Annotated in this window: 23 protein-coding genes and 7 pseudogenes; 16 read left to right on the top strand and 14 right to left on the bottom strand. The window is 37.1% G+C overall.

Annotated elements, in window-relative coordinates; all coding sequences use genetic code 11:
* Positions 1 to 335: 335 nt before the first annotated feature.
* From AC0OMA_RS13040 to AC0OMA_RS13050, 3 genes are all read right to left on the bottom strand, one after another.
* Positions 336 to 725: a tautomerase family protein gene (locus tag AC0OMA_RS13040; protein ID WP_474222150.1), complete on the bottom strand. Its 390-nt coding sequence runs from the start codon at positions 723 to 725 to the stop codon at positions 336 to 338.
* Between the two features lie 37 nt (positions 726 to 762).
* Positions 763 to 1,662 (bottom strand): DMT family transporter, encoded by a 900-nt coding sequence (locus AC0OMA_RS13045; RefSeq protein WP_124072940.1) that lies wholly within the window; start codon positions 1,660 to 1,662, stop codon positions 763 to 765.
* Between the two features lie 67 nt (positions 1,663 to 1,729).
* The gene (locus AC0OMA_RS13050; RefSeq protein ID WP_474222151.1) at positions 1,730 to 2,587 is read right to left on the bottom strand and encodes an alpha/beta fold hydrolase; all 858 of its coding nucleotides are present in this window, start codon (positions 2,585 to 2,587) and stop codon (positions 1,730 to 1,732) included.
* A 209-nt stretch (positions 2,588 to 2,796) separates the two neighbouring features.
* Between AC0OMA_RS13050 and AC0OMA_RS13055 the strand changes: the two genes are divergently transcribed.
* Positions 2,797 to 3,678, top strand: coding sequence for a LysR family transcriptional regulator (locus AC0OMA_RS13055; protein WP_327844470.1), 882 nt, complete (start codon positions 2,797 to 2,799; stop codon positions 3,676 to 3,678).
* A gap of 91 nt (positions 3,679 to 3,769) precedes the next feature.
* On the top strand, positions 3,770 to 4,813 hold the full coding sequence (locus tag AC0OMA_RS13060) for a nitronate monooxygenase (RefSeq protein ID WP_474222152.1): 1,044 nt from the start codon (positions 3,770 to 3,772) through the stop codon (positions 4,811 to 4,813).
* Positions 4,814 to 4,903: 90 nt separating this feature from the next.
* On the opposite strand, the gene AC0OMA_RS13065 is transcribed toward AC0OMA_RS13060, so the two are convergent.
* Together AC0OMA_RS13065 and AC0OMA_RS13070 are read right to left on the bottom strand one after the other, a co-directional pair.
* Positions 4,904 to 5,362, bottom strand: a complete 459-nt coding sequence (locus AC0OMA_RS13065) for a molybdopterin-binding protein (RefSeq protein WP_474222436.1) — start codon at positions 5,360 to 5,362, stop codon at positions 4,904 to 4,906.
* A pseudogene (locus AC0OMA_RS13070) lies at positions 5,345 to 5,974 on the bottom strand (molybdopterin-dependent oxidoreductase); the annotation flags it as partial. The pseudogene AC0OMA_RS13070 and the gene AC0OMA_RS13065, both read right to left, overlap by 18 nt.
* Before the next feature lie 184 nt (positions 5,975 to 6,158).
* On the opposite strand from AC0OMA_RS13070, the gene murI reads away from it, so the two are divergent.
* The 10 genes and pseudogenes from murI to AC0OMA_RS13120 all read left to right on the top strand — a co-directional run bounded on the left by murI (position 6,159) and on the right by AC0OMA_RS13120 (position 14,103).
* Entirely contained in the window at positions 6,159 to 6,962 is an 804-nt protein-coding gene (gene murI / locus AC0OMA_RS13075) for a glutamate racemase (protein WP_474222153.1), read from the top strand.
* On the top strand, positions 6,943 to 7,950 hold the full coding sequence (locus tag AC0OMA_RS13080) for an NADPH:quinone oxidoreductase family protein (RefSeq protein WP_474222437.1): 1,008 nt from the start codon (positions 6,943 to 6,945) through the stop codon (positions 7,948 to 7,950). The genes murI and AC0OMA_RS13080 overlap by 20 nt, the downstream gene beginning before the upstream one ends.
* A 290-nt stretch (positions 7,951 to 8,240) precedes the next feature.
* Positions 8,241 to 9,368: a response regulator aspartate phosphatase RapE gene (gene rapE, locus AC0OMA_RS13085; protein ID WP_474222154.1), complete on the top strand. Its 1,128-nt coding sequence runs from the start codon at positions 8,241 to 8,243 to the stop codon at positions 9,366 to 9,368.
* Entirely contained in the window at positions 9,358 to 9,492 is a 135-nt protein-coding gene (phrE, locus tag AC0OMA_RS13090) for a phosphatase RapE inhibitor PhrE (RefSeq protein WP_014114495.1), read from the top strand. The genes rapE and phrE overlap by 11 nt, the downstream gene beginning before the upstream one ends.
* 111 nt (positions 9,493 to 9,603) lie before the next feature.
* Complete coding sequence (locus tag AC0OMA_RS13095; protein WP_474222155.1) at positions 9,604 to 10,017, top strand: CDI toxin immunity protein; 414 nt, start codon at positions 9,604 to 9,606, stop codon at positions 10,015 to 10,017.
* Between the two features lie 114 nt (positions 10,018 to 10,131).
* Positions 10,132 to 11,985, top strand: a complete 1,854-nt coding sequence (locus tag AC0OMA_RS13100; protein WP_474222156.1) for a T7SS effector LXG polymorphic toxin — start codon at positions 10,132 to 10,134, stop codon at positions 11,983 to 11,985.
* Between the two features lie 11 nt (positions 11,986 to 11,996).
* A complete protein-coding gene (locus tag AC0OMA_RS13105) occupies positions 11,997 to 12,449 on the top strand; it encodes an SMI1/KNR4 family protein (protein ID WP_019260159.1) in 453 nt (150 codons plus the stop codon).
* A gap of 93 nt (positions 12,450 to 12,542) precedes the next feature.
* Positions 12,543 to 12,902 (top strand): ribonuclease toxin immunity protein CdiI, encoded by a 360-nt coding sequence (gene cdiI / locus AC0OMA_RS13110; RefSeq protein ID WP_474222157.1) that lies wholly within the window; start codon positions 12,543 to 12,545, stop codon positions 12,900 to 12,902.
* A 350-nt stretch (positions 12,903 to 13,252) separates the two neighbouring features.
* Positions 13,253 to 13,831 carry a suppressor of fused domain protein gene (locus tag AC0OMA_RS13115; RefSeq protein ID WP_474222158.1) on the top strand — a complete coding sequence of 193 codons (579 nt, stop codon included), beginning with the start codon at positions 13,253 to 13,255 and terminating at the stop codon, positions 13,829 to 13,831.
* Between the two features lie 126 nt (positions 13,832 to 13,957).
* Positions 13,958 to 14,103: pseudogene (locus AC0OMA_RS13120) on the top strand (hypothetical protein).
* Here AC0OMA_RS13120 and AC0OMA_RS13125 read toward each other — a convergent pair.
* The 5 genes and pseudogenes from AC0OMA_RS13125 to AC0OMA_RS13145 all read right to left on the bottom strand — a co-directional run.
* Entirely contained in the window at positions 14,100 to 14,462 is a 363-nt protein-coding gene (locus AC0OMA_RS13125; RefSeq protein ID WP_003229947.1) for a hypothetical protein, read from the bottom strand. The pseudogene AC0OMA_RS13120 and the gene AC0OMA_RS13125 sit on opposite strands and share 4 nt — an antisense overlap.
* A 15-nt stretch (positions 14,463 to 14,477) precedes the next feature.
* Positions 14,478 to 14,957: a hypothetical protein gene (locus AC0OMA_RS13130; RefSeq protein WP_474222160.1), complete on the bottom strand. Its 480-nt coding sequence runs from the start codon at positions 14,955 to 14,957 to the stop codon at positions 14,478 to 14,480.
* Positions 14,958 to 15,121: 164 nt separating this feature from the next.
* Positions 15,122 to 15,937: a peptidoglycan recognition protein family protein gene (locus AC0OMA_RS13135; RefSeq protein WP_474222161.1), complete on the bottom strand. Its 816-nt coding sequence runs from the start codon at positions 15,935 to 15,937 to the stop codon at positions 15,122 to 15,124.
* A gap of 44 nt (positions 15,938 to 15,981) precedes the next feature.
* Positions 15,982 to 16,404 (bottom strand): phage holin family protein, encoded by a 423-nt coding sequence (locus tag AC0OMA_RS13140; RefSeq protein ID WP_003246208.1) that lies wholly within the window; start codon positions 16,402 to 16,404, stop codon positions 15,982 to 15,984.
* Positions 16,405 to 16,449: 45 nt separating this feature from the next.
* Positions 16,450 to 16,656: pseudogene (locus AC0OMA_RS13145) on the bottom strand (phage portal protein); the annotation flags it as partial.
* A 226-nt stretch (positions 16,657 to 16,882) separates the two neighbouring features.
* Here AC0OMA_RS13145 and AC0OMA_RS13150 point away from each other — a divergent pair.
* Together AC0OMA_RS13150 and AC0OMA_RS13155 are read left to right on the top strand one after the other, a co-directional pair.
* Complete coding sequence (locus tag AC0OMA_RS13150) at positions 16,883 to 17,725, top strand: sialate O-acetylesterase (RefSeq protein WP_015483458.1); 843 nt, start codon at positions 16,883 to 16,885, stop codon at positions 17,723 to 17,725.
* Entirely contained in the window at positions 17,722 to 18,285 is a 564-nt protein-coding gene (locus AC0OMA_RS13155) for a PadR family transcriptional regulator (protein WP_327845118.1), read from the top strand. Before AC0OMA_RS13150 ends, AC0OMA_RS13155 begins: the two co-directional genes overlap by 4 nt.
* Before the next feature lie 179 nt (positions 18,286 to 18,464).
* Here AC0OMA_RS13155 and AC0OMA_RS13160 read toward each other — a convergent pair.
* Positions 18,465 to 19,003, bottom strand: a pseudogene (locus tag AC0OMA_RS13160) (ATP-binding protein).
* A gap of 267 nt (positions 19,004 to 19,270) precedes the next feature.
* Between AC0OMA_RS13160 and AC0OMA_RS13165 the strand changes: the two are divergent.
* Both AC0OMA_RS13165 and AC0OMA_RS13170 read left to right on the top strand, forming a co-directional pair.
* Positions 19,271 to 19,789, top strand: a pseudogene (locus AC0OMA_RS13165) (ImmA/IrrE family metallo-endopeptidase).
* Positions 19,789 to 20,187, top strand: a pseudogene (locus tag AC0OMA_RS13170) (sigma-70 family RNA polymerase sigma factor); the annotation flags it as partial. The pseudogenes AC0OMA_RS13165 and AC0OMA_RS13170, both read left to right, overlap by 1 nt.
* Before the next feature lie 79 nt (positions 20,188 to 20,266).
* Here the strand turns inward: AC0OMA_RS13170 and AC0OMA_RS13175 are convergent.
* From AC0OMA_RS13175 to fumC, 3 genes and pseudogenes are all read right to left on the bottom strand, one after another.
* Positions 20,267 to 20,458, bottom strand: a pseudogene (locus AC0OMA_RS13175) (recombinase family protein); the annotation flags it as partial.
* On the bottom strand, positions 20,416 to 20,580 hold the full coding sequence (locus AC0OMA_RS13180; protein ID WP_181219799.1) for a hypothetical protein: 165 nt from the start codon (positions 20,578 to 20,580) through the stop codon (positions 20,416 to 20,418). The pseudogene AC0OMA_RS13175 and the gene AC0OMA_RS13180, both read right to left, overlap by 43 nt.
* A 111-nt stretch (positions 20,581 to 20,691) precedes the next feature.
* The gene (gene fumC / locus AC0OMA_RS13185; RefSeq protein WP_181219801.1) at positions 20,692 to 22,080 is read right to left on the bottom strand and encodes a class II fumarate hydratase; all 1,389 of its coding nucleotides are present in this window, start codon (positions 22,078 to 22,080) and stop codon (positions 20,692 to 20,694) included.
* Positions 22,081 to 22,192 lie beyond the last annotated feature (112 nt).

The following is a 22,192-nucleotide window of genomic DNA, read 5'->3' on the forward strand; positions in this document are numbered from 1 at the left end:
CACAAAACTCATTTTCTTCAAGAACATACAAAACACCAAGGGCGTTAAAACCCTTGGTAACATTGATGCGGCCGAGAGGACTTGAACCTTCACGGGTTATTCATAAAGCGAAAGCTTATTATCAGTTACAAAAGCCCGGCATTTCAAGCTTTCAAGATCACTCATTACACCTATTTTAATTATTTTATAATGATTTTGGGCACAAAATGGGCATTGTTTTAAATTAAGTTTAATCATTTGTACACCAATACAATCTCTCTGGCGAATATTTTTCATCATCACTTGAACTTTTGTCCCAAGGGCTCCATATAAAAAGCCTTACTAAATGGATTCACCTACAATTTACCGGTTAAAAATTGTGCCTCACCAAGTCCAAAACTCCAGTCAGCATTATCATTTTCAACAAGAGATACAATTAAATCAGTTGATGCGATACCACACTCGGATTCCAGTCTTTCGGCTAACAGACTGTAGAATTTTTGTTTCTTCTCTTTCGGTCGGGATTTACTTGTAACAGAAAGAACAACAAGATTTTTGGTTCGGTTAAATCCTAAGCCTGTATCCTCAATAATCATATGATTTTCTGGATGTTCATGCACAATTTGATAACGGTCCTGTTGAGGCACATCAAAAGCCTCTACTACAACATTGTGAGCGACATCTAAAAGTTTTTTCAAACTTGATTTATCTCGCCCTTCTATTAAGTCAAAACGAAGTAATGGCATAAAATTTCCTCCTTCTCAGGTTTATATTTCACAGTTGTTAACTCTGAATTTTTAATACATCTAACTTCTTTGGCTTTCTATTCACAAAATAAATACTCATAGTAACCATAATTATTCCCACCAGAATATTTAAAGTAATTGATTCATTTAAAAAAAGTGCTCCAATAATTAATGCAACAATTGGTATAACAAACATGTAAGATGCTACTTTACTCGCCTCCCCATGTCTAACTAACGTGAAGTAAATTAACCACCCCAAGGCAATGACTAGAATACCACCAAATAATAAGCCAAACATATAGGAAAAATTTAATTGGATATCTCTCCAATTTTCTATAGAAGCACCAATAGCCGTTAGTATAATACCCCCAATGATAAACTGAACAATGATCATACTTAATACGTCTACCCTCTGTTCTATTTTTTTAGCGTAGATTGTGCCAATCGCCCAACTTACTGCGGTCCCCACGGCAAGTAAAACACCCACAATTGAAATATCCCCTGAAAAGCTTCCTTCGCTAATCACCAATTCACCTATAATGCCCAAAATCAAACCAATAAGCTTGAATTTTGTCATTTTCTCTTGAAGCCATATCCAAGCCATAATTCCAACTAATACTGGCTGAAGGAAAACAATAACTGAAAATAAACCAGAAGGTAAATAATTGAGTCCAATTGTTTGGAGTCCATAATAAAGAACAACATTAAATATAGTGGATATTGAATATATGCCCCAATTCCCTCTCAGATTTAAATTTCTAAGTTTCGGCCAAAAAATAATCAATAGAATTAACCCTCCCAGAAAAGTCCTCATGCCTGAGAATAGAAATGGAGGTGTATACTCTAAAGCAATCTTTGTAATGGGCCAATTCAAACTCCAAATAATAACAAGGGAAATAATAAGAATAAATCCTTGTTTCGGTGATACAGCCTTCAACCGTCTCTCTCCTTATAAAAATTAAATGTCTTTCACAAAAAGTTTATCCTTGAACCGTGACCCGAATTTATATAACATTAATTTTTTCCATGAAGTTCAAAATCAATTTTCCGATTTCATCCGCATGTGTTTCTAATGCAAAATGTCCAGAGTCTAATAAATGAATCTCGGAATCGGGCAAATCTTTTTTAAAGGCTAAAGCACCTTGAGGAATAAACGAAACATCATTTTTGCCCCATGCTGCCAATAAAGGTGGTTGATATTCGCGTAAATATTGTTGAAATGCCGGATAAAGCTTCACGTTATTTTTATAATCGAAAATTAAATCTAATTGTTTTTCGTCAATTCCCGGTCGAGACATATATGCAATATCAAGAGTATATCCATCTGGCGATACTTGATTATTTTGTGTCCCATCAAGATACTGATTTTTAATTGTTTTCGGTGCAAATGCTGTACGGTAGCTTTCCCTTTTTTCCTGTGTAGGATTTTCCCAATAATCTTCCCGCTCAGCCCATTTTTTACCCAAACCTTCACGATAGACGTTCCCATTTTGACTAATTATTGCCGTGACGCGTTCCGGGTGTTTCATAGCTAAACGAAAGCCAATGGGCGCGCCATAATCAAAGACATAAAGGGCATATTTCTTTAGATTAAGTCTATCAACGAAAGCTGCAACAATTTCAGTGATGTGATCAAATGTATATTCAAACTTTTCTCTATCGGGTGAGGCCGTGTTACCAAAACCCGGGTAATCAGGTGCAATTACATAATAGTCATTTTCTAGAATGGGTATCAGTTCACGGAACATATGACTTGATGTTGGAAAACCATGAAACAATAAAATGACTGGTTTTTCAGGATCTCCAGCCTTACGATAAAATACATTTATACCCTCTATTTCAACAAAATGATATGTTGTCATTTATATCCCTCCTGTGCAATTTTCCTTATATTAGGGTGTGTCATGTCGATTTTTTTACTCTTGAATGGAATAACACTTATCTGTATGACTCACTCAGGAAATCATTTATCCTTTCTAAGCTTTAGTTTACATGAAGTTCTCCTATCATATATAATTCAAAATTAAGATGTGAGACATCTCAAAATCAGATACCAACTATGGAGGACTACATGAATATTCAATTGTTACAGGTTTTTCTCACTACTGCTCGTGAAGGCAGTATTTCTAAGGCAGCTCAGACTTTAAATTATGCTCAATCGAACGTAACGAATAAGATACAACAACTAGAAACAGATTTACAGACAACATTATTCTACCGCCATAATAGAGGAATCACACTTACTCCCTCTGGGCAAATTCTTGTTTCTTACTCAGAAAAAATTCTACATGCGATTGAAGAAGCAAGAGCAGCCATGGGCGAATCATCTGCGCCTTCTGGACCTCTACGTATAGGATCGATGGAAACAACGGCTGCAGTTTGGCTTCCACAACTCCTTGCACATTATCATAACCTCTATCCAAATGTTGATTTAAATTTAGTAACCGGTCCTACGGAACAGCAAATACAAGCAGTTTTACATTACGAGTTAAATGGCGCTTTTATTTCTGGGCCTATTGAACACCCTGATTTAGTTCAGGAAAAGGTATTGGACGAAGAGCTGGTTCTTGTTACAAGTGCTTCACACCCTGATATTTCTTCCATCCATGATGTTCAAACACAAACAATGCTGGTATTGCGTGAAGGATGTTCTTACAGAGCAAAGCTCAATCATATCTTGCAAGAAGAAGGTTTATTACCTGTAAAATTAATGGAATTTGGCATACTTGAAGCAATTATTGGTTGTGTTAGCGCCGGTTTGGGTATTTCATTGCTGCCTCGTTCAATTATTGCCGCGCATGAAAAACAAGGCCGCATCCGCAGCCATACTATTTCTGACAAATATTCTTTAGTAACAACCATGTTTATTAGGCGAAAAGACACTTTAATTACACCTGCTTTATCTGCTTTTTTAACGAATATGAGGGATCATTTTCAGAAAAACATTAGTTGACAAAAAGAAGGAAAACTATATATTTAAGCGAATACGATTCTTTGAAAATGACACTTTTTTCAAAATTTATGTCTTAACAGGGGGATTCGGTATGAATGAATTTATGAAGATGTTTTCCTTAACAAAACCAATTATTCAAGCTCCAATGGCTGGCGGTATTACAAAGCCGCAACTGGCCTCTGCAGTTTCGAATCAAGGTGCTCTCGGTAGTTTAGCATCAGGATATCTTACGTCAGAATTACTAGAGCAACAAATTAAAGAAATGTTTGAGCTGACAGACGCTCCCTTTCAAATTAATGTGTTTGTTCCATTAGGTCTAGATATGCCATCAGAAGATCAAATTGACTCGTGGAAAAAAAACATACCGTTAGCTAATCTAGTAAATCAATTCACATCTGTGCAAGAAGAGTGGGATGACTTCTATCAAAAAATTGATATGATTTTAAGATACAAGGTAAAGGCTTGCTCATTCACTTTTGATCTGCCGCCGGAAGACGCTGTAAAGGAACTAAAAACTTCTGGTTGCTGTTTAATTGGAACCGCTTCAACAGTAGAAGAAGCATTGTTAATGGAAGAACGGGGAATGGATATAGTAGTCCTTCAAGGAAGTGAAGCCGGTGGACATCGTGGAGCGTTCTTACCTTCCAAAGGTGAATCTGCCATAGGTTTAATGGCTCTGATACCACAAGCAGCAGATGCATTGAGTGTACCTGTCATAGCTGCTGGGGGAATGATAGACCATAGAGGAGTAAAAGCAGCTTTAACCCTTGGAGCCCAAGGCGTTCAAATTGGGTCTGCCTTTTTAATTTGTCACGAAAGTAACGCACATCCAGTGCATAAACAGAAAATACGAGAAGCAAACGAAGCAGATACAAAGCTTACGACATTATTTTCAGGTAAAGAGGCCAGAGGAATCGTAAATAAATGGATGGAAGAAAAAGAACAGTTTGAGACACAAACCCTTCCGTACCCTTATCAAAATACACTAACGAAGGCAATGAGACAGCAGGCTTCACTTCAAAATAACCATGATCAGATGTCTTTATGGGCAGGTCAAGGGATACGGTCATTGACTGAGGAAATTTCGGTTAAGCAGCTTTTAAATCAGCTTTGCCAAGAGGATATAAAAATATAGGCGCATCTCATTGTTTGTATAGAGCAAAAAAGCAAACTTCGATATGTAGTTTGCTTTTTCTTCGTGATTTCGCACTCTGAATCGTTAAACCTAGTCGATATTAGGATGTAGATTTTCCTCATCCAAAGAATTTTGAACGAAGATCATTGCCCTAGACACTTGGTTGCGTCTTGAAGTTAAAGGCTGACTATTTCCTAAAGAGTCAATCGCTCTCACAAATATTAAATATTCACCTACAGATTTCGGGTACCAATGGAAAGAGAATTTCTGCCACTCTACACTCTTACGGCCTTCAACCTTGGCTTCTTTCCAATTCTCTCCTCCATCAGTAGATACTTCAACTGATACAATTGGATGTTCTGCCCATGTCCAACCGAAAATATCAATCTCTTCAAGTTCAACCAATTGTCCATTCTGCGGATGTACAATAATACTGTTTGGGCTAACAGTCCATACCGGGGACTCTTTTAGTTGTCCATCTACTACTTCCCGGTCAACATAATATTTGGTAGTGAAAGCACTGTTGCTTCGGGAGTCTGAAACAGTCAAATGAGTCAGCCATTTTGTGGAATTAGTTCCATAATAGCCAGGAACAACAAGTCGAACAGGACCTCCTCTCTCTACAGTTAACGGCTCATTGTTAATTTCCAAAGCTATTAATACATTTGGATTTAACGCCTTTGCTAGGGGGAGATCTTTCTCGTATTCTGAATAGTATTCTTGGTTGTAAACTCCTTGATCAATACCTTTTGAGATAACATAGCATGCCTCTTCTTTTACACCTACCACACTTAATAAATCTGTGAGTCTGACTCCTTTCCAAACAACGTTTCCAACTCTCCGTTGCGGTACTTTTGGATTAAGGGGATTTCCTGCACACTCATGAAACGCCATTACAGATGTTTGTGGAAATACTTTTAAATCTTCCAAACTGAATTGATTCGGTCTATCAACCATTCCGTTGATACTTAGCATCCATTCACGATTATTAATATCAGGAATACCAAGATGCCATACTTTGAATAAATCCGCTTCCCTAGTAATTTTTCTCGAAAGGCTGTCTTTATCTTGATTTTGAATGAGCCCAAAACCTGAAAACTTCATTGGTTGATTCGATTTTGATGACTTCACCATATTACACCACCAACATTTTTTAAACATTTCCACCCTATCTCTCCCTTCTTAAGTTTTGCTCTAAGGTAACATATTGAATTAAAACTATCCTATTCGAAAAATAGATATCTCCCATATTAAATTCGAATATTAAAATGGTTCTTTTTCGTTTGATTAAGATGATATGAAGTCATATGATAAAAAAAGAATGAGATAGAAAGCGTGAAAAGTTATGAAAATAGGATTTTTTGATTCCGGAATAGGTGGAATGTCTGTATTATATGAGGCCATAAAAGTTCTTCCTTATGAAGATTACATTTTTTATGCAGACACTTTAAACGTTCCATACGGTGAAAAATCAAAGATAGAAGTTAGAGAATATATTTTTAATGCAGTTGAATTTATGGCCAGTCAAAATATCAAAGCTCTCGTTATTGCATGTAATACAGCTACTAGCATTGCGATAGAGAATCTTCGGGAAAATTTCGATTTTCCGATAATCGGAATCGAACCTGCTGTTAAGCCCGCTATAAAAAACTGTGAAGACGAAAGAAAAAGAGTTCTCGTAGTTGCTACTAACTTGACGCTTAAAGAAGAGAAATTTCATAATCTAGTCAAAGAAATTGATCACCATGAACTTGTTGATTGCTTAGCTCTTCCAGGACTAGTTGAATTTGCTGAGAACTTTGATTTTAGTGAAGACAAGATCATTAAATATCTAAAGAACGAGCTGTCTTCTAATGATATAAAACAATACGGGACCGTTGTGTTAGGTTGTACTCATTTTCCGTTTTTTAAAAAAAGTTTTGAAAAATTGTTTGGTATAAATGTTGATATTATTTCAGGCAGTATCGGTACTGCAAGACAGTTGAAGAAAATTCTTGCAGATCATAACCAGCTTGGTGAAGGATCAGGTTCAATCACCTTTTATCGTTCTGGTCATAAAATCGAGGACCCAGAAATCATATCAAAGTATAAAAATTTGTTTGAAATATTAGATGGAAATCAAAGGAGTCATGTTGGCCATGGAATTTAAGGCTCTGGTTATAAACAATGCAAATCATAATTTTTCAGTAAATGTCCAACAGTTAACTTCTTCTGATTTACAAAAAGGAGAAGTATTAATTCGTGTTTGTTATTCCAGTGTAAATTATAAAGATAGTCTTGCTACCATTCCTGAAGGGGAAATTGTATCAACCTATCCATTTGTTCCTGGTATTGATTTATCTGGAGTGGTCGTTTCTTCAGAAGATGACCGTTTCAAAGTAGGAGACAAAGTAATTGCTACTAGCTACGAAATAGGTGTTTCCCATTTTGGAGGCTATAGTGAATACGCTCGTATTCCTGCTGATTGGATCGTCCCCCTTCCTGAGGGTCTTACTTTAAAAGATGCGATGATTATTGGTACTGCTGGCTTTACTGCAGCATTATCCGTACAGCGCCTTGAAGAAAATCATGTTACACCTAAAAAGGGCAAGGTGCTTGTCACAGGAGCGACAGGCGGAGTCGGCAGTTTTGCTGTGTCTATGCTCTCAGCAAGCGGCTATCATGTTGAAGCAAGTACAGGGAAAGAAAAAGAAAGCAGTTACCTGAAAGAACTGGGCGCTAAAACTGTCATTCATCGGAATGAAGTATATAACGGCACCTTAAAACCATTGCAAAAACAAAAATGGGCAGCTGCTGTCGATCCTGTAGGCGGAGAACCTCTAGCATCAATACTTAGCCAAATTCAGTACGGAGGTTCAGTGGCAGTTAGTGGGTTAACAGCCGGTACAACGCTTCCAACCACAGTATTTCCGTTCATACTACGCGGAGTGAATTTGTTAGGAATAGATTCTGTTTATTGTCCAATGGAAACTAGACAAAAAACGTGGCAACGCCTAGCCAGTGAACTTAAACCAGCAAATTTAGAAAAATTCGTTCAGAATGAAGTAACACTTGATCAATTACCAGATGTTCTTCCTACCTTACTGAGAGGCGAAGCAAGAGGAAGAATTATTGTAAATTTGGTAGAATGCGATTAATATGAACTAAGAAGTGGGATTAAAAAGCCCACTTCTTTTCTTTTGCACCAACTCGATCTACGGCAAGTTTGAAACCACCATTTGAAGCACTGTCTTCATCTATGAAGTGAAGTGAATTTTTTAATGAGCTAATCCCCAAACCACTCCCCCTTGAGAGATTTTCCATGAAAACCAAAAAGTTATTGCGGTCTTACCGAAAATTTAAATTGCGGTGCCCTATTACCTTTTTCTGCGGGTGAAAACTTGTTAATATTTACATTACTAGTAGAGTTAAGGGAAGGGTGAATATCTTGATATCAATCACATCAGCTGAAGTGGGAATGAAGATTAATGAATGGCATAGGCATATTCAAAAATTCAACGTTACTGATGCTGAAATGTTAAAAGCTGAAATCGAACGTGATATAGAGGTTATGGAAGAAGATCAAGATTTGCTTATTTATTATCAATTGATGGCCTTTCGCCATAAGATCATGTTGGAATACACGCTGCCATCTGATGAAAACCGAATGAAACTTTCAGAATATTTGAAGAAAATTGAAGGACATAAGAAAAAACTAGACAATATGCGGGCATATTATTATAACTTCTTCCGCGGGATGTATGAGTTTAGAAACGGTAAATACACAAAGGCCATTACATATTACAAAAAAGCTGAACGCAAAATTCCAACGATCTCCGACAAGATTGAAAAAGCTGAGTTTTATTTTAAGTTATCCGAAGTCTATTATCATATGAAAATGACTCACATCTCAATGCACTACGCTGAACTTTCATACAATATCTATAAAAAACATGAACTTTATTCTGTTCGGCGTATTCAGTGCCATTTTGTCATTGCCGGTAACTACGATGACCTTGAAAATCATGAAAAAGCTCTCCCCCACCTTCAAGAAGCTTTAAAAGGTGCTGAGCTGCTTAAAAGTAAAAATACTCATATCTATGCCACTGCGTTTTTCAATCTCGGCAATTGCTATCACAAAATGGACAACTTAAATAAGGCTGCTCGTTACATCGAACAAGCCTTGGTTCAATACAGAAAAATTAACTCTGACGTACTTCCGCAAGCTTATCATGACCTAGCGTTGATTTATTTTAAACAAGGCAAAAAAGAACAAGCAATGGATTGCTTCCGCAAAGGAATCAGAAGTGCTGTAGATTTTAAAGACGAACTTTTTATGAACTTATTTGAAGCATTAGACGTTCTTTATATAAGAAATGGCGATACACCTAAACTCCTCAACATTTTTTCTCGTTTAGAGAACGGCAAAGGATACCCTTATCTGGAAGAGCTGGCATTGTTAGGAGGCAATCTTTTCGATTATAATGGAAAAATAGAGGATAGTATCATCTGTTTCAAGAAGATGGTATATGCTCAAAAGCAAATATCGAAAGGGGAATGCATGTATGAAATCTAAATTGTTTATCAGTTTATCCGCCGTTTTAATTGGACTTGCCTTTTTCGGATCTATGTCTAATGGCGAAATGAAGGAAGCATCCCGGAATGTAACTCTCGCACCTACTCATGAATTCCTTGTTTGATTCGATAAACAACATTAGTTCTGATTCCCTTTAGCCGTTTCATAACGGCTTTTTCTTATTTCTAATACTGAAAAAATCCATCATATACATAAAGCTTTTGAGATGAGAATTTTGGATTTATTTGATGAATGCTTAGAAGCTCTAGAGAAAAACAAAGAAATCTTATCAGAAGAATTAACGGCAAAATATTATGAACTGCTTTCAAACAGTTTTCCCTTTACATCTTGGGGACGAATCAAGTGGGAAGAAGTTTGTTGTCACCAATCTATAGATTACGAGGAAGAGATTGACGAGTGGCTAGCTGAACACCATTTTAAAGATAGAAACATTATCATTCTTTGGGGTTACGGAGAACAACCAGCATTAAAAACCGGTCTTGAACATGCATTAAACGTAATTGATGGTGTAACTGCCGTTGGTTCAGATACTTTTATGTTTAGTGAATCCGGCTACGTTATCGAATTTTTTCATGATGGCGATGTTACAATTGGAAAGTCCCCTTTCATTGAAAGGATTAGCAAATAGGTAAAATGACACAGATCGAATGATTTATTTCCACCCTTTGATCCACATAACAGTTAGTTTCATCATTCTTCCATGGTAATATTTTGTTATATGATTAAATGAGAGGGTATGATTATGAAAGTCTTTGAAGCTAAAACACTTATGTCTGAAGCTACAGACCGCGCCAAAGAATATAAAGAACTAAGGACGCAAATGGTCAACTTGAGAAAAGCTTTACAAAGCGTCGCTGAACTTGACGACAGCGAATTCTCAGGTAAAGGCGCTAATAACATTAAAGCATTCTATCACGATCATGTTGGTGTCACTGATCAATGGATCGACTACATTGACATGAAAATTGCATTCTTTAACAGCATTGCTGGAGCTATCGAGGACAAAGGCCTCTCTGATGCTTATATTGAAGAGTCTTTTTTAGAACATGAACTGGCTAACGCCCATAAAAAATCCAAATCCATCATGTCTGAACAGAAAAAAGCCATGAAAGATATTCTAAACGATATCGACGACATCCTCCCGCTCGACTTGTTTTCAACAGAAACCTTCAAAGATGAGCTTGCAGATGCCAATGATAAACGTAAAAAAACAATTGAAAAACTAGGTGATCTTGACGAAGATTTACTGACAGAATATGCTATGTCAGAACCTAATGAACAATTCATCAAGTCAGACTTCCAAAAGCTCCAAGAAGCAACGGGCAAAGGCAAAAACGCTACACCCATTCACTACAACGCCAAGGCGTACCGTGAGAGTGATATACATAAGAAAAAAGGCGATATTGAAAAGCGAACGGAAGCTTATTTGAAGATCAAGAAAGAAGAAGCGAAGGAACGCGAGATAAAAGACTTAAAGAAAAAGCTTGCGAATGGTGTCTCAGATCCGGATGAGTATTTAGAAATTGCGAAGAAGATCGGGTATGAGAACCTTGAACCTGCACAGTTACAGTATGTGGTGCAGCTAGAACAAGCAAAACAGCTGAAGTCCGTCGGTGAAAGTGTAATCAATGCAGGTAAAACGGCATTGGATATCATCGATGGGGTTAATGATGGGCTTAACGATGCGATTGATGATACGATATATGGAATCAAGGACTTGGTTGTAGGCGCATGGGAATTTTCACAGCTCCCTATGGAACTAAAACTTGCAAAAACAATTACAACAGTCTTAAGTGTCCCCTCCTACCCTAAAATAATTTGGACAAACATCGTTGATTCATGGAATGATAAAATGATAAATGGCGATGCATACTCAAGAGCACATTATATCAGTTATGCGGTCGGTAATATCGTTGGTCCAAAAGGTGCAGGTGCTGCAGTGCAAACCACTACTAAGCTATCAAAAGTAGGTAAAGTGGTGGAAGGTGGAACAGCCGCTGCTCATGTGGATAAAGGAATTACAAAAGGAAACAACCTTATTAATCCCTTTTATAACAACAGATATGAACCTGCACTTGTAGGGATTGCCCAAGATATTGAAAATACTCATAATGTAAAGAATACGTCTATATTAAAAAAAGCAATACAATCCAAACATGATCAATTTGTTAAAGCTGCACCATACACGTACGAAAACAGTGCGGGTAAAACAACGACTATTAACTTAAGAATGGGTCACTTGAAAAATGATGTCCACCCAGTAACAAAAGTTCCCTATGATAAAGATGGATTTCCAATATTCGAATCAAAGCATACACTCACACTTGATAAAGCCGACTTTAAAAAAAGTAGAGACCAGCATTTTGACAAATTAAATAAACAATTATATAAGCAGATTGAAGAAGACCCATCATTGATTAAAAAGCTTGATTTGAACGAAGATGATTTACTTGATCTTCAAGATGGAATAACACCAGAGAAATACACATGGCACCACCATCAAACTCCTGGAAAAATGGAGCTGGTGGACCGAGTAATTCATGCTAAAACAGGTCACACTGGCGGATATAAAATTTGGGGGAAAGATGAGAAATAGGAGGTTAACCAATGCAAAGTATTAAATGGAGAAAACGAAGCACCTTTCAAGAGGCGACAAACAGTCAGATCAAAGAGGTAGAAGAGAAATTAAAAATCAAGTTCCCGACAGATTACAAAGAATTCATTAAAGACCATAATGGATGTTCCCCTATAGATAAAAAGGTTGTTTTATTCCAAGATTCTCGAGAATCAATCAACAATTTACTGAGCATAGGAGATCCTACTCGGCCAATTGATCTCCTTAGTACAATTGATAATGTTAAAGACCGGTTAGTTGATAAGATCATACCTTTTGCTACAGATGCAGGGGGAAACCTCTTTTGTTTTGATTACAGAATGTCTTCTCAAGAACCCGTAATTGTTTTTTGGGATCATGAGATCGCTTATGAAGATAAGGAAAGTTCCATTAGCTATGTTTGTGATTCATTTACAGAGTTGATTAATAAACTATACGAGGGATAGGATAAAACCTTTCCCCTTCTTTTTGAGGAGAGAGTAAAAAAAGGTGGAAAGCCCTTCTTGTTATGAGAGGGCATAATTCGGTGTAAAAATGAAATGGATAATAAAAATAAAGCATTAATTAATTATTTCTTTAAGGTTATGGGTGATGAACGATTTATACAAATTTTAGAGAAATTCTCCAAAGGAGAAGGTTATGGTATAGAGAATGTTTGGTGTGTATTTGCTGATGACTACAAAGAGTGGGAAGAAGATTACTTTGGAGATGAGGGTATAGCTTTTTATTTCGATTACCCAGCAGTCGAAGAAGATGAAGAAGTCATATTAGATTACGGAAATTTTTATAAATATTTAAATGAAATTGTTGGTCAATATGTAGAACGACACCCAGACAATAAATTAGAAGTAGAAAAATACATGGGAACCATTAAAGAGAAATATAATATTAAGCTATAAGGAAAAGCTGAATATTTCTATGTTGTACATTGTTATGTTATTTTAAAGCCCCATGAAATTTCTAAGGGGCTTTGTTCTATTTCAAGAAGGCTTCGCTTTGAGCAAATGGTAAGGCTATAACTGGACGTGATATGTTCAGGAATAAAGTCTTCAAAGAAAGGCAAGAACATAGCCTCAGTAGCGCAAAATGTTGGTTCCTTTTGGAGTACGCAGAATTAACAAAAGCTTAACTCCAAGTCAGGTTTTTAAGTTAACGAATCCTAAACTAACAACAAAAATCCAGAGCTTTATCAACCTGAATTACCTTTGTCCTAAAGGAGTATACTTTGGTGATTAGGAGAGATTGTCTAATGGGCGTTACACAAGAAAATAAAGTAATTGCTAGAACAGTTTTAGGAGCTTTTGGAGGTAAACCGAAGGTTACGAAATATTGGGATGATAACAAGAGTAGCAGCATTGATATTTTATCAGTTAGTGACCAGCCTCAAGAAGGTATCACGTCATACTCAACTCTAGGCTTGTCGGATCATTCTATTAATTATGAGGTGAATGGCACTCCGTTACGAATAGAAATTGTAGCTGCAATGGAGTCAGCTTCAGACATATATGCTAATGTTTTATCAACTTGTGCCTTTAATATAATCAACTCGAATTTCTCTTGTGCACCAGGTGTTATTTTTAAAGATGTGATTAGTATGTATAATCAGAAAACCGACATGAAACATGTTATATTCGTTCCCCCATTTCTGTGGGAGGAAGATTTAGAGCTACTTGAATTTAACAACAAGAGTGTTACCTGGCTAATGGCTTTACCTATTTCAGAAGGAGAGTTACAAGTAGCTGAGAAACACGGTCCAGATTATTTACAAGGTCTTTTGGAATCAAAGCAGACTGATATTTTTGATATAAAGAGAGAATCTGTTGCTTAAATAACATTCATTTCTTTATTTAATGAAGAAGAGTACTTTACAAGCCCCTCTCAATGAGAAGGGCTTATTCTATTTAATTTGAAATCAGCTGCTAATAATGAAAATGACTGAGGTAAGGAGAATTCTATGATTAATGAAGAAAAACACACAACCCTCAAGCTATTAACAATATATTTGGAAGGATAGATACCTGGTATTCTGTTCATAGGAGTTCGAACTTGAGGGAAATTAAAGAAAGACCAGCTTATTATGTGGCTGGTCCTTATCTTTAATTAAAGAAATGGTTATGTAAAGCTTTAGAAAATCCAAAACCTTCTTCTGGTCCCTTTAACCAGAGAGAAATAAACTTTTCGAAATCCACTTCTTTTTCAATATCTTTCAAAATTCTTTTAAATTCTTCAGTAAAGTTATGAAGAGAGACCTCTTCGCCATTTTTAATCTTATCAGTGTACTGGCTCGTTAACTCTCTTAATTCTTGATACTGTTTTTCACTTAAATCATAGGCCAAAACTTGATCAAATAAGCCAAACCGATCATAATCAGCTGCTAATTGTTGGACTAACCTTAGTTGAAAAGCCTGCTTCTCGACTTTTTTTTCTAGGTTGTCAAGCCTTTCTTCTACTGTTACCAATTCAAATCACCTCAATTAAAAAGCTAAGAAAGTAAATACACTTGCAATAGTTCTAGCTGTAGAAGATTTTACACCAGCATCAATTAGATATGAGGAAACCGTGTCAATAATTGCGTCCTCCACAACGTCACCTCGTTTAACTAACTCGTCCAAAGCATCTGCTACATCATCAGTATGTTTTGCGAATGTTTTTCCTGCTGATCCACCTAACTCATCGACTACCTCACCAACAATTCTCCCACCATGTCGAAGCGCACTGGCTGTTGCCTTCATTGCTTCTTTAGCAATCCATTTTTTAATACCATTTGTGTGAAATTCACCAGATTGTTCAGTTGTATTAGTTGGTAATTCGGATAGTTTAGCAGGAGTTTGATAAGTGACTTCCTGCTGTGCCTGTAATGTTACCTCTTGAGCTTTGGCATGTCCATCCAACGGAAGAACTAATGATAAAGAGAATGTTAATGCGGATGTTACTAAAAGTAATTTCTTAAACATGAAATTAATCCCTTTCTTTTAAATTATTTACATGTAAATGATAACATTATGTTCAGACTAGAAAAACAATACTTTTTACTCAAATATTAGAATAATTTTGAACTATCTGTAACAAAATAAACATAAGTATCTCCTTGAGAAAGATACTCAAGGAGACTATTAATTTACTTCAAGAGAGCTTCAAGTTTCGCTTTTGTTTTTAATCCATAGATACCATCAGCAGAAAGCCCCTGCATCAGCTGGAATCGTCTAACTGCATCTGCTGTTTTCGGACCATACACACCGTCAATTCCGTGATTCGGCGCTCCTTTATCTGGATAGAAATAAAGAGCCGCTAGAGCTTTCTGAATCTGCGTGACAGACGCGCCTCTCATCATTGGGTTCTTCACTTTAAAAATACCGAAAGGTAGAGCATATGACGTTTTTTTGCTGATTAAGTTTGTTTTCTTTTTGGTTGCACTTGTTTTGCTTGAGCTTGTTTTTCCACCTAGCGTCTTTAATTCTTTTTCAATGGCAGCCTTAACTTGATTCCATCTTCCCTCTGACAAAATACGATGCGGACAATACTTACCGTTCCAGTCTTGATGTTTGCGGACACGATCAACACCCCATCCTCGTTCTTTAAGCAGCTGTACCACAAACTTAATAGCGAGCTTTTCCGCTGCCTTATATCGTGACCCTCCTGACTTGCTATAACAAATTTCGACACCAATCGACTTACGATTCCCTGTACCGTTTGTTCCATCTCCTGTGTGCCATGCATTTCGATTAGTTGGAATTCCTTGAATGACTTGTTTATCGTCTACTGCAAAATGAAAACTTGTTGAGCTAGAGTTATTCTTCATGTAAGAAATCTCATTGGCTGCTGAAGCATCATTCGCAGTGTTATGAATAGTGATATATTCAGCTTTCATTGCATTAGGACATTTCAATCCATACTTTGATTTAGAGACTAGATTCTTAACAACTTTGATGGCCATATATCCTCTCTCCTTCTGTCTGTGTAATAAAAAAAGCCACTGGCTTAGCCAGCAGCTTTGTCTGCGTTATTCTTGCTCTGTTCTTTTTCGTTCTCAATTGTTTGTAATCGATCTGTTATCGATGAAGGGATTTTAACACCGATCTGTGCTAAGTTTTCAGTTATTGACAAGCCTTCATTAGCGATATAAAAAAGAACAGTACCAAAAGTTAGGACACCGTTTAAATTGAGGACTGTATCAATAACGTTTGCTAAAATGACCGCAAAGAAATTGAGCAGCTTGCGGACATAGCCAAACCATGCACTTCGGCTCCGCAGTTTCTTGAATTTCCATGCCTTAATTACTCCTGTTAAAACGTCAATTATGCTAAGTACTAGAAGTAAATCAAGGTACTTCACCCCTCCAAATAAATATACTCTTGCTAAATCTAATGTTTCAAAATTGATAAACAAACTTGTCTCCTCCATTTCTAATCACCTCCTCCGAGGCAAATAAAAAAGGACAGCCGTATCTTATGAGACGGCCGTCCCTCTAACTGAAAAGTTTCCATTTGTTAAAGCTGTAAGCTCCATAACAATTTCTTTAAAACCAGTAATGTTAAAAGACCAAGCTTCTGATTTCCCTTTTGTGCTAGTGGCAAATGTTCCGTCATCCACTTTCTGCCCTCTAAGGGCTCTTTTTGTCCCCGATAAGGATTTACCCCAGAACTTCAATTCACTTGCCCGATTGTGGAAGATCGTTATTGAACGAAAGCCCCGATAGTTGGATAAGAAAAAGCAAAAGAACTTGCTATTTCTCAAATACATCCACCAAATTTTCAATGTTAGTTTGTTGTTCATACATACTAATAAAAAAATAAAACCTTGTTAAAAACTTTACAAGACAAACTGAATTGACTATAGTCTAATTAGACTAAAATATTAATGTATAGAAGTGAAAAATGAGATGATAAAGTCTTTTTTAATGTTGGGGCAGTCGAATATGGCGGGCCGTGGATTTTTGAATGAAGTAGACCCTATCTATAATGAAAAAATAAAAATGCTGCGCAATGGACAGTGGCAGATGATGACAGAGCCGATTAATTACGACCGTCCGGTTTCCGGCGTTGGCCTGGCGGCATCTTTTGCAGATGCATGGTCGAAAGCTCATCCCGATGAAGAAATTGGCTTGATCCCTTGTGCGGAAGGTGGCAGTTCATTGAATGACTGGCATCCGGAAGGCATCCTTTTTCAGCATGCTTTGTCCGAAGCCCGCTTCGCCCTCCGGTCCAGTCAAATTTGTGGAATCCTTTGGCACCAAGGTGAGAGTGACAGTTATCGTTCGCTACATGAAACTTATTACGAGAAATTAACTCTTATCATCGAGACGCTAAGAAACGAGTTGGAACTTGATGAGGTACCGTTAATTATTGGAGGGCTTGGTGACTTTCTTGGAAAGACCGGTTTTGGACAGCACGCAACTGAATTTCGACAGGTTAATGAACAATTGCTGCGTTTTGCTAATGAACAACAGAATTGTTATTTTGTTACTGCAGCAGGTTTGACTGCGAATCCTGATGGCATTCATTTAGACGCAGCTTCACAACGCAAATTCGGTTACCGCTATTTCGAGGCTTTTTCGAAAAAGCACCATATCCTGAAACCCATTTCGGGAGAGGAGCAATCACTGAAAGTGAATGGTGACTATTCTAAAACAGAACAGATTTACCTTCATAGTATGGATTTGGCTTCGGGTAAAATTACGTACGCGGAATTTGAGGCGCGGATGGCGAAGGTGATGAAACCATGATTCCCTTACTTATCCTTGGCTTGCTAATCCAAAACCCCGGAGCTCACGGCTATGAACTTCTGGCCTTAATGGAAAAGCGTCATTACAAATACATTGTTAACTTCACGAAAGGTTCATTTTATTACAATCTTCAGCAACTTGAAGAAAAGTGCTTTATTGAACAGATTCAGCAAAAACCCTCAACCAGCGGGCGTGAAATCCGTAACTACAAAGTCACAGATTCGGGAAGGGCAGAATTCGAAAAATTAATGATCAAATACGGCACCAAATCGGAATATGTGAACCTGCAATTTTATGGGGCGTTACTCTTTGCCGATGAATTCGACAAAAATAAATTACTGGATCTGATCCAATCACAAATCGATCAGACTAAAACTCGAATCGAGCTCCTTGATGAATACCTGTCCATCACTCAAGAAATTCCCGGCACAATCGATTACTTTCGCCGTATGAACGAAAATTCCCGTTCACATCATTTGGTTAATTTAGAGTGGTTTGAAAAATTGAAAACAGAAATAGAATCAACTCAACTATTGCAAAATAAAAAAATGAAAAGTTAAATTTAAGAACATTAGTTACCTAAATATAAAACCTGTGTCGTAGATATCTAGTAACATGTTTGATACAGGTTTTATACTCCTTCTTTATTTAAACCAGTAAGAGGGTTGTCAACACTTGCCCCCAACAAAAGCAAGTGAATCAGCTGCGTGTTCTTCTTTTTCAATCGCTAGCCGTTAGTTTAATTAGAATTCAAATAATCCAAGACGCGGTGAACTCTTTCGCTGACTGAGCAATCGCCTTCAATTTTTAACACTGGACAAGATAAATCTGCCATCCAATGTTCGTGTAATGCTTTACTTCTAACTTCCATTCCAGCAGTGTCATATAATGAAGCCCACTCTAAAAATGCTTTTGATTGTTCATATTTACTGCCACCGGCTAACACTTCATTTCCATAACGCTGAAATTCCCTATGCCTTAATCTCTCAAGCCGTATTTCTTGTGGAATCCATAAGAAGACGACAAGGTCAAAATAACTTTTTAGATTATCGCCCCAGCCACACACTGCACCAGAAAGAATCCATTTCTCATTTATTGTTAAGTCTTTTTCAAGCAACTTTCTTCTTTCAGGAATTTCTCTTTTTTTAGTGAATTTATCTAACCAATAGTAATTATCAGTATCAAGATGCGTATGAGGCAAACGTTTTGATAATGCAGCACCTAATGTTGACGTTCCTGGCACGAGAGGCTTCCCAATATGTGAATATTTTTTTTCATACTTCCCCCTCCTTATTAAGCAACCAAACTCCCTGTTTGTCGCATAAGGTACTTACTATTATTTTGACATAAATCCCTAAAGACCTTTACTTTTCTAGAGAAATCCAGATGCGTGTTAAAATCATCATACTTACGAAAACAGCCATTATCAAACGGATTCATATTCCATCTCCTTAGACGCTTTTTCCTATAAAAAAGTCTTGATTTCCCTATAATATTTAAACGAATCCAATTTTTAGATTGTCGTCTTTAAGGAGGTTTTTTATCTTGAGGTATACAAACAGTCATTTAGAGGATTGGATTGAAAACTTATACAGAAAGATTGATATTACAGAACCTGAACAAATTAATTTTGAACGGATTGCTGAGTCATTAGATATCAGGCTTTCGTTTAAACCTGTTACAAGCTTCGCACTTAAGCCCAGCGGCATTTATAATATACGCTTGGACAGCCGAAAAAGCCGAATTGAACAATGGTATGATTTTGCTCATGAATTTTGCCATATATAGAGACATGAAGGCGATAAAAAAACAATGCCTGCAACTTGGACTGATTATTTAGAGTGGCAGTCCAATTATTTTACATATCACTTTTGCATTCCAACTTTCATGTTGCGTAATATTAATCTTTCGTACATACAATCACATGCAATTGAAAATGTGGCTTGGCTATTTAAAGTATCCCCTTCGTTTGCGAAGAAACGTTTGAACATATATTACAGGAAGCTGACTCAACATTTATTTAATCAAACAGTTACGGGAAATCTGTGCACCCCCCTTTTGTAATGAATAATGAAATCCTCATGCATTTGCGCGCATTGAAAAAAACAAAAAAAGACGTCTCCCTTCACGATCCGATCGGGCAGGACAAAGAAGGGAATGAAATAAGCCTGATCGACGTATTGAAATCAGAAAACGAAGATGTGATTGATACGATCCAGCTCAATATGGAGCTTGAAAAAGTGAAACAATACATTGACATTCTAGATGACCGTGAGAAGGAAGTGATAGTCGGGCGGTTTGGGCTTGATTTGAAGAAAGAAAAAACGCAGCGTGAGATTGCCAAAGAGCTCGGGATCTCGCGCAGCTATGTATCGCGGATTGAAAAGAGGGCGCTGATGAAGATGTTTCATGAGTTTTATCGGGCTGAGAAGGAAAAGCGGAAGAAGGCGAAGGGGAAATAATGCAGAAGAGGCCGGATCTCATATTCCGGCTTTCTCTATTTGAAAGATATGAAAATCATTTTTTTCATCGCTGATAAGCTCTCCGAGAAAGACGGTCTGATCGTAACAAATGACTTATAAGTCCTTTGCCTGCATCCTCCCTCAAGCGATTCAAAGCCGGACGTTCTAAAAGCTCCCCAGAAAATCCTTCATCGGCATACTTCAGCACATCCTTAGTCCCTGCTTTCTTTATACAGGCCTCGAACTGGCTGTCGATGCTCGATTCCTTGATCGCTTGTTCCTCGGTATATTGCTATCACCCTGGATCTCCTTCCTATAAAGTTTTATTAAATAATGATAGCAATCGTTCATGCATTTGTCAGCTTGCGGTCTCTCGATAATTATTACCTTCATAAAATGCATCCTGCTATGTAATAAGTGTTTGTCCTAATGAGGCGATTTTCAATGAGTGTAAAAAAAGAAAAAACTAGTTACAGATCAGTAACTAGTTTTCACTTAAAAGATTTAAATGTTTGGTTTCACCATATCTTCTGGTTTAACCATCTCATCAAATTCTTCTTCCGTTAGCAATTTAAGTTGCACAGCAGCCTCTTTTAACGTCAAGCCTTCTTTATAAGCAAACTTAGCAATTTTTGCAGCATTTTCATATCCGATATAAGGATTCAATGCTGTAACAAGCATCAAAGATCCGAAAAGATTTTCTTTAATGGTTTTCTTATTAGGTTCAATACCAACCGCACAATGATCATGGAAAGATTTTATTCCATCACTCAATAACTGCACGGATTGAAGGAAGTTATAGATAATAACTGGTTTAAATACATTTAGTTCAAAGTTACCCTGACTTGAAGCAAAACCAATAGTTGCATCATTCCCCATAACTTGAGCCGCAATCATGGTAAGAGCTTCACATTGAGTAGGGTTAACTTTACCGGGCATAATGGAGCTACCTGGCTCATTTTCCGGGATTGAAATTTCCCCGATACCACAGCGAGGACCGCTTGCAAGCCATCTAACATCATTCGCAATTTTCATTAAGTCAGCTGCTAATGCTTTCATAGCACCATGTACATACGTTATTTCATCATGACTAGTTAAGGCATGAAACTTATTAGGTGAACTTTTAAACTGTTGGCCTGTAAACTTTGAGATCTCCTCTGAGACAACTTCTCCAAAATGCGGATGTGCATTAATGCCTGTCCCTACAGCCGTCCCCCCGATAGCAAGTTCACGCATTTTTTCAGTTGCTTCCAATATCATTTCTTTCGAACGATCAATCATATATACCCAACCGCTAATTTCTTGTCCAAGGGTAAGAGGTGTAGCATCTTGAAGATGTGTACGACCTATTTTTACAATGCCATTGAATTTTTTTGCTTTTTCATCTAATGTGTTCCGAAGTTGATCCAGTGCAGTAACTAATTGTTCATAGATAGCTAATACACCTGCAACATGCATCGCTGTTGGGAAAGTGTCATTTGAACTTTGACTGCGGTTCACATCATCATTTGGATGTATGGTTTGGATAGAGCCTTTCTCTTTTAATAAAGATGTTGCAAGGTTTGCTATAACTTCGTTAACATTCATATTGCTTTGTGTACCGCTTCCCGTCTGCCAAACAACGAGTGGAAAATTGTCATCATATTTACCTTCAAGAATTTCATCACAAACTGCGGTAATAACCTCTGTTTTTTCACTATCCAAATTCCCTAAACGATTATTAGCAATAGCTGTACTGCGCTTCAATATAGCAAAAGCTTTAACAATACGTTTTGGCATTTTTTCAGAACCTATCTTGAAGTTCTCTTTACTACGTTGTGTTTGCGCTCCCCAAAACTTATCAGCAGGCACCTTTATTTCTCCAAAAGTATCTTTTTCAATTCGATAGTTCATTAAAATAGTCCTCCTTCTGAACATGAAAATAGTTTAAAATTAATATAAAAATTTATATATTTCGCTGCTAAATTTAGCTTAACACTAATAAATCATGATGTATAATGCATAA

The organism is Bacillus sp. AMCV2 (assembly GCF_056033925.1).